The 12,755-nt window shown below is 70.7% G+C and carries 12 protein-coding genes; 1 reads left to right on the forward strand and 11 read right to left on the reverse strand.

The window, feature by feature from the left end:
- Positions 1–36: 36 nt before the first annotated feature.
- The 11 genes from MKL09_RS28495 to MKL09_RS28545 form a co-directional block, all read right to left on the reverse strand.
- Positions 37–1,059, reverse strand: coding sequence for a zinc-binding dehydrogenase (locus MKL09_RS28495; protein ID WP_244025328.1), 1,023 nt, complete (start codon positions 1,057–1,059; stop codon positions 37–39).
- An 8-nt stretch (positions 1,060–1,067) separates the two neighbouring features.
- A complete protein-coding gene (locus tag MKL09_RS28500) occupies positions 1,068–1,358 on the reverse strand; it encodes an SH3 domain-containing protein (RefSeq protein ID WP_244025329.1) in 291 nt (96 codons plus the stop codon).
- 109 nt (positions 1,359–1,467) lie between these two features.
- Positions 1,468–2,235 (reverse strand): SDR family NAD(P)-dependent oxidoreductase, encoded by a 768-nt coding sequence (locus MKL09_RS28505; RefSeq protein ID WP_244025330.1) that lies wholly within the window; start codon positions 2,233–2,235, stop codon positions 1,468–1,470.
- Positions 2,232–3,515: a beta-ketoacyl-ACP synthase gene (locus MKL09_RS28510; protein WP_244025331.1), complete on the reverse strand. Its 1,284-nt coding sequence runs from the start codon at positions 3,513–3,515 to the stop codon at positions 2,232–2,234. Before MKL09_RS28510 ends, MKL09_RS28505 begins: the two co-directional genes overlap by 4 nt.
- Before the next feature lie 96 nt (positions 3,516–3,611).
- Entirely contained in the window at positions 3,612–3,944 is a 333-nt protein-coding gene (locus MKL09_RS28515; protein WP_244025332.1) for a BrnA antitoxin family protein, read from the reverse strand.
- The gene (locus tag MKL09_RS28520; protein WP_244025333.1) at positions 3,922–4,215 is read right to left on the reverse strand and encodes a BrnT family toxin; all 294 of its coding nucleotides are present in this window, start codon (positions 4,213–4,215) and stop codon (positions 3,922–3,924) included. Before MKL09_RS28520 ends, MKL09_RS28515 begins: the two co-directional genes overlap by 23 nt.
- A gap of 85 nt (positions 4,216–4,300) precedes the next feature.
- Positions 4,301–5,536 (reverse strand): allantoate amidohydrolase, encoded by a 1,236-nt coding sequence (locus tag MKL09_RS28525; protein ID WP_244025334.1) that lies wholly within the window; start codon positions 5,534–5,536, stop codon positions 4,301–4,303.
- Positions 5,533–6,813 carry a Zn-dependent hydrolase gene (locus MKL09_RS28530; RefSeq protein WP_244025335.1) on the reverse strand — a complete coding sequence of 427 codons (1,281 nt, stop codon included), beginning with the start codon at positions 6,811–6,813 and terminating at the stop codon, positions 5,533–5,535. Before MKL09_RS28530 ends, MKL09_RS28525 begins: the two co-directional genes overlap by 4 nt.
- Before the next feature lie 100 nt (positions 6,814–6,913).
- Complete coding sequence (locus tag MKL09_RS28535) at positions 6,914–7,375, reverse strand: tellurite resistance TerB family protein (protein ID WP_244025336.1); 462 nt, start codon at positions 7,373–7,375, stop codon at positions 6,914–6,916.
- Positions 7,376–7,619: 244 nt separating this feature from the next.
- Positions 7,620–8,801: a carboxylate-amine ligase gene (locus MKL09_RS28540; RefSeq protein WP_244025337.1), complete on the reverse strand. Its 1,182-nt coding sequence runs from the start codon at positions 8,799–8,801 to the stop codon at positions 7,620–7,622.
- A gap of 151 nt (positions 8,802–8,952) precedes the next feature.
- The gene (locus MKL09_RS28545) at positions 8,953–10,467 is read right to left on the reverse strand and encodes a CHAD domain-containing protein (RefSeq protein ID WP_244025338.1); all 1,515 of its coding nucleotides are present in this window, start codon (positions 10,465–10,467) and stop codon (positions 8,953–8,955) included.
- A gap of 334 nt (positions 10,468–10,801) precedes the next feature.
- Here MKL09_RS28545 and selB point away from each other — a divergent pair, with 334 nt between their 5' ends.
- Positions 10,802–12,748 carry a selenocysteine-specific translation elongation factor gene (selB, locus tag MKL09_RS28550; RefSeq protein ID WP_244025339.1) on the forward strand — a complete coding sequence of 649 codons (1,947 nt, stop codon included), beginning with the start codon at positions 10,802–10,804 and terminating at the stop codon, positions 12,746–12,748.
- The last annotated feature ends 7 nt before the right edge of the window (positions 12,749–12,755 follow it).

Raw genomic sequence — 12,755 nt, forward strand, 5'->3', positions numbered from 1 at the left:
ACGGGCAGCGGCCGGCCTTGGACCGAGGGTGAAGCGTCAGAGACTGACGAGGATCTTCCCGAAGACCTTGCGGGATTCGAGCCGTTCGAGCCCCTGCGCGAAGTCGCCGAGGGGGTAGACCGTATCCACCACTGGGCGAATGCCCTGGGCCATCTTGTCGAGGGCTTGGCCGATGTTGGCCAGCGCGCAGCCGAACGAGCCGGTGATGCGGTATTGCTGCTGGAACAGCTGCATGAGGTTCATGGTCGCCGAGACGCCCGAGGTCGAGCCGCAGGTCACCAGCCGGCCGCCGCGCTTCAGGCACAGCAGCGAGCCGTTCCAGGTATCGGCGCCGACATGCTCGAACACCACGTCGACGCCCTTGCGCTTGGTCAGCCGCCGGACCTCGCCCTCGAACCGCTCGGTCCGGTAGTTGATGACGTGGTCGGCGCCGAGCTCCGCCGCCTTCCGGCCTTTCTCGTCGTCGCCGACCGTCGTGTAGACAGTGCAGCCGATCGCCTTGGCCATGCGGATCGCCGCGGTGCCGATGCCGGACCCGCCGGCATGGACCAGCACGCTCTCGCCGGGCTCCAGCCGGGCATTGTCGAACAGCATGTGCTGGACCGTGCCGAAGGCGATGCCGGCGCAGGCCGCGTCGGTGTCACTGACCCCGTCCGGCACCTTCACCACCAGGCGGGCCGGCATGTTGACCAGTTCGCGGGCGAAGCCGTCGACGTGGAAGCCCATCACGCCGGACACGTCCTCGCAGAGGTTGTCGCGGCCCTCGCGGCAAGCGCGGCACTGCCCGCAGGTCATCGCCCCGTAGGGCACCACGCGATCACCGGGGGCTACGGCGGTGACGTCAGTCCCGACCGCCTCGACCACGCCCGCCGCCTCGGCACCGACGATCAGCGGCATCCTACGCTTGGCGAAGGCCATGCCGCGAAAGCCCCAGACATCGATGAAGTTGAGCCCAACCGCGCGGATGCGGATCCGCACCTCGCCCGGCCCCGGGGCGGCGGGGGCCTCGACCTCGGTGAGGCGCAGGTCGCGGTCGCCGAATAGCTGAAGGGCTTGCATACTGTCTCTCATTGTTCCGGCGCCAGGTAGCGCCGCCGCGCCCAGCCCACGGCGCGTCCGGCCTTGACCCGGCACCAGGTTGTCCGGCTCGGCGTATCGTTGGTGCAGCCGAAGACCAGGGCGCGGTTGCGGATCTCACCGACCTGCTCGGAAGCGGCGTCCGGCTCGGCGCGGATCGAGAGGGGCTCGCCGGGGGGCAGCCCGGAGATCCGGTACGATTCCGGTTCGGCATCGGCGCCGCCCGGGACGAGGAGCGCCGCAAAGCAGAGTCCGGCGAGGAGGGCGAGGCGGGCGCGCATCGGCATGTCGCTCAGGCAGGGCGCGTATGAGGGAATTCCGGTCTCGGGACTTATCACGGCGGCGGCGAGAGCCGTGAGCCTGCGATGGAGACACGCAATCACAAAAGAATCAGGTGCGGTGGACGCCCATCATCGCGGTCAGCCCACCGTCGACCGGCAGCACCGCCCCGGTGATGTAGCCGGCGGCATCGCCCATCAGGAACGCGGCGAGCGCGGCGACATCCTCGGGCCGAGCGAACCGGCCGGCGGGGATCTGGCGCTCCATTCCGGCCCGGTGGGCGGCGTAGCGGGCCATCATGGCGGTGTCGACGAAGCCCGGGGCGATGACGTTGACCGTGACTCCGCGCTTGGCGGTCTCGATCGCGAGGGTCCGGCAATAGGCGATCAGCGCGCCCTTGGTCGCCGCGTAGGCGGCGTTGCCGGCATTGCCGCGGAGCGCCGCCACCGAGCCGATGGCGATGATGCGGCCCGTGCGTGCCTGGGTCATCGGGCGGACCAGCGCCTTGGCGAGGCGGGTCAACGCGAAGAAGTTCACTTGCATGGCCGTCTCGGCCTTGTCCTGGTCGAACATCGCCGCCAGCGCATCGCTCGGCTGGCCGGCATTGTGAATGAGGCCGTGATAGCCGGCATCCTCGGCCGCCGCGCAGAAGGCGTCGAGGGCCGCCTTGTCGGCGAGGTCCAGAGCATGTCCGGTGAAGCTGCGGTCCGGATAGGTCGCGCGCAATTCGGCTAGCAGGGCCTCGGCCGCCTCGACTGAGGAGCGGTAGGTGAAATCGACCGCGTGGCCGGCACCCGCCAGCGCGCGCACGATCGCCGCGCCGACACCGGAAGCGCCGCCGGTGACGAGGACGCGGCGGGCGGTGCTCTCCGCGTTCACGCCGGCTCCGCCCCGAACACCAGGCAGGTGTTCTGGCCGCCGAACCCGAAGGAATTCGACAGCACGGTGCGCACCGGCAGGTCCCGGGCGGTCTCGACCACGTCGAGGCCGATCGCCGGATCCGGCACGCGGTGGTTGATGGTTGGCGGGATCCGGCCGTTCCGGATCGTCAGCAGGGAGATCGCCGCCTCGATGGCGCCGGCCGCGGTCAGGGTGTGCCCGATCATCGATTTGTTGGAGGTCACCGGCAGGGACGGGGCGCGGTCGCCGAACACCGCGGCGAGCCCGAACGCCTCCATCTTGTCGTTCTCCGGGGTCGAGGTGCCGTGGGCGTTGACCGTGTCGATCGCCTCGGGTCCCAGCCCGGCATCGTCCAGGCTGGCCCGGATCGCCGCGATGACCGGCGCCCCGTCGGGGCTCGAGCGGGTGCGGTGGAAGCCGTCGCCCTTCTCGCCGCAGCCGAGCACGTAGCCGAGGATCTTGGCACCCCGGGCCACGGCAGCCTCGGCATCCTCCAGGACCAGGGCGGCCGCACCCTCGCCCATCACGAAGCCGTCCCGATCCTTCGAGAACGGCTTGGACGCCTCCTCCGGCGCGTCGTTGCGGGTGGACAGCGCCGAGAGCAGGGAGAACCGGATCAGCGATTCCGGGTTCACGGAGCCGTCTGTGCCGATGCAGAGCGCCGCTGCAGTCTCGCCCCGGCGGATCGCCTCGACGCCGAGCTGGATCGCGGTGGCGCCCGACGAGCAGGCGGTGGACAATGAGATCGGCGAGCCCTTGGTGCCGAACCTTTCGGCGATGCGGTCGGCCACCGTGCCGAAGATGAACAAGTCGTGCCAGGCGTCGAAGCGCCGGGTCGCCGCCGCTCGGAGCAGGCCGGCATAGTCGACGTCGCCCTCGCCGCCAGCGGCCTCGGCCAATGCCTGGCGCTGCGGCCATTCCATCTCCACCGGCGGGACCGCGATGAACAGCGCCCCCGGAAAATCGCCCTTCGTGCCGATGCCGGCCTGCGCGACCGCCTCCTCGGCGGCCTCCGCGGCAAAGCGCTCGGACAGGAGCGGTGCCACCAGCGGCTCGGTATCGAGAAAATCCACCGTGCCGGCGATGCGGGTGCGCAGGCCCTCGGTGGAGAACCGGCCGATGGCATGGATGCCGGACCGGCCCGCGCTCATGGCCGCCCAGGTGTCGGCTTGGCCCTGTCCGAGGGAGGAGACGACGCCGATGCCCGTCACCGCGATCAGCGGCCGGCCCCGGGCGTCGCGGTGGGATTGCGCGCTCATGGCGCGTCTGTACGGGATTTTTTGGTGGCGTACACCCACTGCAGTCGAGCCCAGCACCGTGCGCACGCCGCACGATCTCGGTCAGCGATTCGCGGTTCAGCCGTCGGCCTTTTTGCCGAGTTGCGTCTCCATGTGACGGCGCAACACCGCGTTCATCCGGTCCTGATAGCCGCGTCCGCCGCTCCTGAAGAAGGCCACGACATCGCTGTCGAAGCGCGCATGGATCTCACGCTTGGCCGGACGAGCCGGCGCTTCAGCGTCGAGCGGCGGCAGGCCGACGACCGCATCATCCCATTCCGCGTCCGCACGGGTCGCAGGATTGTCCGGGTCCTCGGACGCGAGTCGTTCGATCTCCGCCTCCGACATCGAACGCAGGCGATCCCAATCGGTCCGATCTGGCACGGCGTCAGCTCTCTTGCCGGCGGGCATGATAAAGCTGCCTCTCCCTGCGGTTGGCGATTCGCGCGGAGACGATCCGTCGCTTGCCGTTCCGCGGCGTAAACGTGACGTTCAAGATAACACCGTTCAAGGCCACGAGCGTATTGAAACGTCTTTCGCCGTAATCTCGCCGAGTGTCCTCCCGTGTCAGCGCGAACCGGCCGTCGAAAACCTCCCGTAGGGCAGCAAAATCGATTCCATGCCGACGAACATTGAGATCGTTCTTGCGGTCATCCCAGGCTGTTCGATCGTCTTCGCCCATAGCGCGACAGTATGCAGCCGAGATGCGATGAACAACCCGCGGCAGGCGTCGCGGCGATGAACGGTTCGCATTTCGGTGATTGCGCTCAAACCTCGCGCCGCGTGGCGGAAAATGCTTTGATCGCCCCGAGCAGAACCCGCGCCCCGGCCTCGATATCCGGCGCGCTCGCGAACTCGGCCGGGTTGTGGCTGATACCGCCCCGGCAGCGCACGAACACCATGGCGATCGGCGCGATGGCCGCCACTGCCATGCCGTCATGGCCGGCGCCGCTCGGCAAGGCCAGGACGGGCAGGCCTTCGGCGGTGATGGCGTCGCGGATCAGGGCGGTCAGGCTGGGATCGCACGGCACCGCTGCGGCCTGGTGCGTCGGTTCGACGCCGAGATCGAGCCGGCGGCGTTCCGCGATCTCCGTGCAGGCCGCCCGGATGTCGGCCAGCGCGGCGAGGCGCTGGGCATCGTCGGGCGCGCGCAGGTCGAGGGAGAAGCGCACCGAGCCGGGAATCGTGTTCCCCACCCCGGGATGGACGTGCATCCGGCCGACGGTGCCGACGAGATGCGCCGCGTCGCGGCAGCGCGCCTCGATGGCGAGCACGCATTCCGCGGCGCCTGCGAGGGCATCGCGCCGCTCGCTCATGGCGACGGTGCCGGCATGGCCGGCCTCGCCGGTCAGGGTGAGTTCCAGGCGGCTGGCCCCGGAGATCGCCGTGACGACCCCGACCGGCAGGCCGGCCTTTTCGAGCATCGGCCCCTGCTCGATATGCAGTTCCAGGTAGCCCAGGATTTCGTCCGGCCGGCGCGCCGCGCAAGCGGTTGCCGTGGGATCGAGCCCGGAGACCCGCATCGCCGCCGCGACCGTGATCCCGTCCGCATCGGTCGCGCGAAGCGCCGCCGGGTCGAGACGGCCGGCGAAGGCATTGCTGCCGGTGAGCGTGGCCGCAAAGCGCACGCCCTCCTCATCCGAGAAGGCCACCACCTCCAGGGCGTGACTCAGGCGGATCCCGTCGCGGGCCAGAGCCTCGACGCAGGCGATCCCGGTGATCACGCCGAGCGGTCCGTCGTAGCGGCCGGCGTTGCGGACGGTATCGAGATGCGACCCGACGACCAGCGCCGGGCCGCCGGGCTCCGGCCCTTCGAGGCGGCCGATCAGGTTGCCGACGGCGTCGTGCCGCACGCTCATGCCGGCTTCGCGCATCCAGCCCGCCACCAGGGCTTCGGCCTTCGCCTGCTCCGGGGTCAGGTAGAAGCGCGTGATCGTGCCCGGCTCGGCGGTGATCGCCGCCAGCGCGTCGAGGCGCTCTTGGATGCACGGGGCGAAGATCATCGGGCGGGCTGTTCCGCCCGGGGCGCGTTGGCGAGGCGCAGCACCGTCTGCAGCAAAACATCGGCGCCGGCCGCGCAGTCGTCCGCGGTGGCCGATTCCGATTCGTTGTGGCTGACGCCGTCCTTGCACGGCACGAAGATCATCGCGGTCGGCACCTTGGCGGCCAGGTTGCAGGCGTCGTGCCCGGCCCCCGAGATGATCCGGCGCCGCGGATGCCCGAGGCTCCGGGCCGCCTCATCGACCGCGGCGACGATCGCCGGATCGAACGGCACCGGCTCCTTGCGCCAGATCCGGGTCAGCGCGATCTCCACCCGGCGCCGCTCGGCAATTGCGGTGGCGGCCTCGCTCAAGCTCGCCTCCATGGCGTCGAGGGTGGCCGAGCGCGGATCGCGCACGTCCAGCGTGAACGCGACGCGGCCCGGCACGACGTTGCGGGAGGGCGCCAGGATCGTAGCCTCGCCGATCGTCGCTACCGCCGAAGGGGCGTGCGCGAGGGCGATCCGCTCGGCCGCGAGGGCGAACTCCGACAGCGCCAAAAGCGCATCCCGGCGGCGCGGCATCGGCGTGGTGCCGGCATGGCTCTCAAAGCCGGTGATCGCCCCGTCGAACCACATGATGCCCTGGCCGCCCTCGACCACCCCGATGGTCTTGCCCTCGGCCTCCAGGATCGGGCCCTGCTCGATATGCAGCTCGACGAAGGCACCGATCGCGCGCGCGCCGACCGCCTCACCGCCGCGATACCCGATCGCGTCGAGGGCCTCGGCGACGCTGATGCCGGCCGCGTCGCGCTTGGCCAGGATCTCGTCCGTGGTGAATTCGCCCGCATAGGCGGCCGAGGCCATCATGGCGGGGGCGAAGCGCGAGCCCTCCTCGTTGGTCCAGTTGACCACCATCAGGGGCGTCTCGGTCTCGATACCGGCATCGTTCAGGCTGCGCATCACCTCCAGCCCGGCCAGGACCCCGAGCACGCCGTCGAACTTGCCGCCGGTCGGCTGCGTGTCGAGATGCGAGCCGAACGCGATCGGCGCCCGGCTCATGTCACGCCCCGGCCGCAGAGCGTATTGCGTGCCGAGCCCGTCAACCGAGACGGTGAGCCCCGCGGCCTCGCAAGCCTCCCGGAACCAGTCGCGCACCCGGGCATCCTCCGGCGAGAGGGTCAGCCGGTTGATCCCGCCGGCCGGCGTGCCGCCGAACGCGGCCGTCTCCAGGATCGTGGCCCAGAGGCGCCCGCCGTTGGCGCGCAGGTTATCGGTCTTGCTCGGATTGGTTTCAGCCATGGCGGGTCCTCTCACGGCGCAACGCCGTGCGGCAAGATCTTCGAGCCCGGTTATCGGGCGATGCGCCAGCCCGGAGCAACGGCGATGCCAGCCGGCGGGATCAGACCGGGGGCCGTCGCACGGGATTGGCGCGCAGCAGCCCCTCGCCATCGACCTGCAGGGCGCTGGCGATCTCGCCCAAGGCGGTCGCCTCGATGCCGCTGATCCCATCCTGGTCGGCCACGTCGGCGGCGATCAGGAAGACGTTCTCGCGCTGGCTCCCCGGCCGCTCGATGATCGCCGCGACGTGACGCAGATTCTCGGCGCGGCCGAGGCGGGTACGCGCCCGGGCGATGCCCTCGTACAGCTCCGTCTCCAGCATCAACGCGTCGTAGCCCTTCTCCAGGACCGGATCGGCGCGCAGGCCGTGCAGGGCCGCGTCGAACTCTTCACTCGCCACCTCGCCATCGGCCACGATGACGTTGGCCGCGGCCGAGACGGCGGCGAGCATCAGGGTCTTGTCGCCGGCATAGGCCGTCACGGTGCGGCCGACACGGCCGAAAATATCGCTCAGAAGGCTCATGCCGAATATTCGAGACTGTCCGCCGGAGCGCGAGGGATAGCAGAGTGCCGTGCGGAAGGAAGGTGCCGGAGGGCATGCGGTCAACGCGACGCGGGTAGGTTCGGCAGCTGGAATTTCGGATGTGCCGTGATCCAGAAATTCTCCGGCAACACGCGTGTGAGAATCGTGAATTCAACCGCGTCCCCAGCGCGGTCCGACGGATCCCGGGCCTGCCATCCCCCCCTCGGGTGGGCCCGGTTCCTGTTCAACGCCGTCGGGACGGTGCGCGGGTGGCCCCAACCGCGTCTGCCGTTCCGGCGGCGGTCTCTTCCACGGCGGTCTCCTGGGCGAGATGATCCACCACCGCTGAAAGCGCCTCGCGCTCCCGGGCGCCGCGCTTGCGTGAAGCCGCGAAGATGGCGACCTGGCGGTCGGCGCTCGCCCCCTCCGCCACGATGGTCCGAGCCTGTGCACAGGCTTCCGCGCAATCGAGAGCCTCGGCATCCTCGGCCGTCTCGGAGAGCAGGGCCTCGACCATCTCGGCCATGGTCAGGGCCTGCGCGCGGGCCTCGTCGATCAGCGTCGCCTGCACGCCGTCGCGCTCGGCGCGCCACAGGTTCTCCCGGATGAAGCCCCGGGACGCAGCCGTCATCCCGGCATTCAGTGTGCGGTCCCGGACCATCCGGCGCACCAGGCACCGGAACAGGCTCGCGATGCAGATGGCGTCGTCGAGGCGCGTGCAGCTATCGGCCACGCGCAGTTCCAGCGTCGGGTATTTCAGCGACGGGCGCAGCTGCCACCACAGGAAGGTTGCATCCGCGATGGCGCCGCTCCGGGTCATCACGTCGACGTAGCGGGCATAATCGGCCGCGTCGGCGAACAGTTCGGGCAGGCCGGTGCGGGGCAGTTCGGCGTAGGCGCGGGTCCGGTAGCCGGCCATGCCGGTCCGCTCGCCCTGCCAGAACGGCGATGAGGTCGAGAGCGCCAGCAGAACCGGCAGGAACGGCAGCAGCCGCCCCATCAGGTCGATGCGGGCGTCGGGATCCGGCACCTCGACATGGACGTGCAGCCCGCAAACCAGGTTGCGCTGCCCGACGATGCGCAGGTCGGACATGATGCCGTGATAGCGGGCCTTGTCGGTGGCGCTCTGGTCGCGCCACCGGGCGGTCGGATGCGTCCCGGCGGCAAAGGGCAGGATGCCGCGCTCGGCACCGATCTCGGCGAGGCCCCGGCGCAGTCCGGCCAGATGCGCGCGCGCCTCCGCGGTCTCGGCGGTCGGGGGCGAGGCGATCTCGATCTGGCACTGGAGCTGCTCGCGCTCGGCGGTATCGAGCCGAGCCTTTACGGCGGCGTGGAACGCTTTGAGACCGGCACGCGGCGAGCCGCGGGTGCGGGCATCGGCCAGAAAGAACTCTTCCTCGATCCCGAATCGGTAGGCGTGGGCCATTCGTGCTCCTCGCCGTTTCTCCCGCGAAGACCGGCCGATCGGCCGCGTTCCGGTCGAGAGCGCGTCGCGAGATCCGTGCCGGATCGTCGTTCGACTCGGCACGGATCCGGCACTTTTTGTCACGCCTGGCCAGCGTGCTAGGCAAAAGACCTCAGCGCCAGAACGGCTTGACGTCGAGCAGCTCGGATCGCGCCGCAGCGGCCGCCGCGAGCAGGTCCAGGGTACTCGCATCGTCCGGTCCGGGCATCGGCGGGCCGCCCAGGCTCTCGACCATCGACCGGGCCGTCTCCAGGTCGTTCAGCGTGCCCAGATGATCCTGCAGGTCCGAGAGCGCGGCGCCGAACTTGTCCTGGCGACGGCGAGCCTTCTTCTTCGGAAACAGCTCGGCGAAGAATTCGGCGCCGTAGCGGAGTTTCTTCGCGGCGATCCGCGCCCGGTGGCGGGTATGCGGATCGAGCTTCCTCAAGCCGCGGCCACGCTTCTTCAACCGCTCGCGCGCCCGGTCCAGAACCCGCGCGGCGAAGGCGGCGCCATCCTCGGCGGCGGAGTCCTGCCCGGCCCAGGCGCCGGCCTCGACCCAGCCGGCGAAGTCGATGATCAGCCCGCGCCATTGCGGGCTTTCGAGGATCGCCAGCATCGTATCGTAGGCGCCGGCGCGCTCGGTCTCGGCCAGGTCCCGCAAGGCGTCGAGATCGGCATCGTCCGGACGGTCCTTGACCAGGCGCGGCAGGGTCTGGCCGAGGAACACGTCGAGGTTGCGGGCGTGGCCGAACGGTTCGGTGACGCGCTTGATCTCATCGCCGAAGCCGGCCGCCCGCGGATCGGCCTCCAGCATCGGGGCGAACAGCGACAGCGCCGAGCGCAGCCGCCGCAGCGACACGCGCATCTGGTGGAGGGCCTCGGGGGCGTGGCTCGCCAGGAAGACGGTCTCGTTGAGGCGCAGGTGACGCAGACAAGCGCGCGCCACCTGGCGGAAGACGTCACCGGCGCTCGCGCCCTCGGGCAGCTCGACCGGCTCGGCCTTGACCACGGACGGTCCGGTCCCGTCCACCAGGGCGAAGCCCCGGGCGCTCTTGGCGGTGGCGCTCAGGCGCAGCGGCACGGTCTCGGCCAGGATCTGCGCCAGGGCGAACAGGTCGGCGGCCTCGCCCTCGGCCAGCTCAAGTTCCAGTTCGCAGAGCGGCGCTGCGCCGGCCAGGCTCTCGACCCGGCCCTCATCGAGGGTGACGAGGATCCGCGAGGCGCCCTGCTCCACCGGGACCACCCGGCGGGTGACCACGGTGGAGAACAGCTTCTCCAGGGGTGCATCCGCCTTGCGCAGGACTTTCTCCGCCGCGGTCTCGGCCCAGGCCGCCGGATCCGGGGTTTCACCGGCGATCTCGGTCTCCCACTCGGCCCGGTCGAACAGGCCGACGCCGCCCTTGCCGGCCTTCACGGTCTGGATGTGGCGGCCGCCCTTGGCTCGGACCCGCAGGGTCAGCCCGGCGGCGCGCAGATCCTGCGCCGATGTGTCGTAGTAGGTGGTCACGAGGTGTTCGGGCTCGGAGCCTTCGGCCCCCTGAAGCCTCGGATGCGCCGCCAGCGCGGTCAGGTCGGGGCCTGCACAATCGAGCTTCAGCTCGATCTCGCGGGGGGCTGCCACAGCGTGGCTATCGGTCTCGGTCATGCTCTCCTCTTCCAAACGTCCGGTTCATAACTCGGCGTGGCGTCATCCGGGTTGCAACCGAGCGTCGCGTCAACTGATCTAGGGCCGCTCATGCCGGCGTTGCAATTGGAAGCGGCTGGAAATCCGAGATCCGGCCACCGGCCGCTTCCCGGTTCGTGCGGCGGTATTTGAACCGCTCCAAATTTATGCTTTCCCAAATCGGGAGGTCGTGCCAAGACCGATTGTCCACAATTGATCTGCCTCCTGCGCCCCGGCTCCGTCCGTTCGGCGGCGAACCGCACGACGCCGTGCCAGCGAGACGGAATCCCAAGTCTTTCAGTGCGGTGCGCCTTGCGTGGACGGTCGCGCCGCGGAAATCGTCGGGTCGGTGGCTCCCTTGAAAACACTTCTGGTCGGTGTGATCGGGCATGTGGATCACGGCAAGACGGCCCTGGTCCGGGCGCTCACGGGAGTGGAGACGGACCGGCTGAAGGAAGAACGGGATCGCGGGGTGTCGATCGTCCCGGGCTTCGCGCTGCTCGCGAGCGAGGAGGGCGAGATCGACCTGGTCGATCTGCCCGGCCATGAGCGCTTCGTCCGCGCCATGGTCTCCGGCGCCACCGGCATGCGTGCCGTGCTGCTGGCGGTGGATGCCAACGAGGGCATCAAGCCCCAGACGGTCGAGCATCTGGAGATCGCCCGGCTGATCGGCGTCCGGCGCGGCGTGTTGGCCTTGACGAAGTCCGATCTGGCCACCCCCGAGGTCATCGCCGCGCGCGCCGCCGAGATCGCCGCCGCCGCCGCCCGCGCCGGAATCGAGTCGGGGCCGGTGATCGCCACCTCGACGCTGACCGGCGCCGGGCTGTCGGACCTAGCCCAGGCGCTTGCCGGGTTGCTGGCGGATGCGGAACCGGGACGCGATGACGGTTTCCCGTACCTGCCGGTGGACCGGGTCTTCACCCGGCCGGGCTTCGGCACGGTGGTGACCGGGACGTTGCGGCGGGGCGCGCTGGCGGTCGGCGACACCCTGGAGATCGTGCCGGGCGGCCGCAGCGCCGTGGTGCGCAGCCTCCAGATCCACGGTCGCCCGGTCGAGCGCGCCGAGCCCGGACGGCGAACGGCGGTGGCCCTGCGCGGCATCGGCCTGGACGAGATCGCACGGGGCGACGCCCTCTCGGTGCCGGGCCTGTTGGCCCCGTCGCAATGGCTCGATGTCGCGCTGACCGCCACCGCGAACGCGGATTCGGCGCTCGCGGGCGGCAGCGCCTGCCGGCTACTGTTCGGCACCACCGAGGTCGAGGCCCGCCTGCGGCTGCTCGACCGCGACGCATTGGAGCCGGGGGCAACCGCGCCGGCGCAGCTGCATCTCGCCGAGCCGGTGAGCGTGCCGGCCCGCGAACCGTTCGTGCTGCGTCTCGACTCACCGGCCGCCACGGTGGCCGGCGGTCACGTGCTCGATCCGGCGAGCCGGCGGCGGCGGCGGCACGAAGCCCGCGTGCTCGCCGACCTCAAGGCCCTGGCGTCGGGCAAGCCCACCGACGCCGTGGCGATCCGCCTGGCCCAGGCCGGGGCGGCCGGCGCGACGCTTCCGGACCTCGCCCGCGCGGCCGGCACCGGCATCGACCGGGTCCGGCAGATGCTCGCGGCCTCGGGCGCCCGGGAAGTCGGCGACCGCTTCGTCGGGGCTCCGGCCTTCGCTGCGCTCCGCACCGCCACGATGGCGGCACTCTCCGAGCATCACCGGGACAACCCGATGGAGCACGGCATCGCGCTCGAACGCCTCGCCAAGATTCTGTCGCTTCCGGAAGCCCTGACCGGGCTGGTCTTGCGCGATCTCACCGGCACCGGCGGCACGGTCCAAGCCGGCGCGCTGTGGCGCCGGTCCGATTTCGACCCGGCCCGCAACGAGAGCGACACCGCCCGCAAGCTCGAACAGCTGTTCCGCCGGGCCGGCCTCAATCCGCCCGACGAGAGCGAGGCGGTCGGCCGCGATGTCCGCCGGCGCGAGGCGCTGACCTACTTAGTCGGCGCCGGAACCGTGATCCGCGCGATCGACCGGGTTCAGCGCCGGGCAGTGCTGTTCCACCGGGAATCGGTGGCGGTGGCCCGGACGCGGCTGACGGAGGCGTTCCCGAACGCAACGACGCCGGAGGCCGGCTTCCTGGCCCGAGAAGCCGGAGCCGCCCTCGGGATCTCGCGGAAATTCTCGATCCCGCTCCTGGAGCACCTTGATGCGGCGGGGTTCACGCGCCGGAGCGGGGATCGCCGGGTGATCGTGGCGCTGGAAGGGGCCGGACGCTGAGGGGCCG

This window comes from Methylobacterium sp. J-048 (assembly GCF_022829515.1).
In the GTDB taxonomy this organism is placed as follows: domain Bacteria; phylum Pseudomonadota; class Alphaproteobacteria; order Rhizobiales; family Beijerinckiaceae; genus Methylobacterium.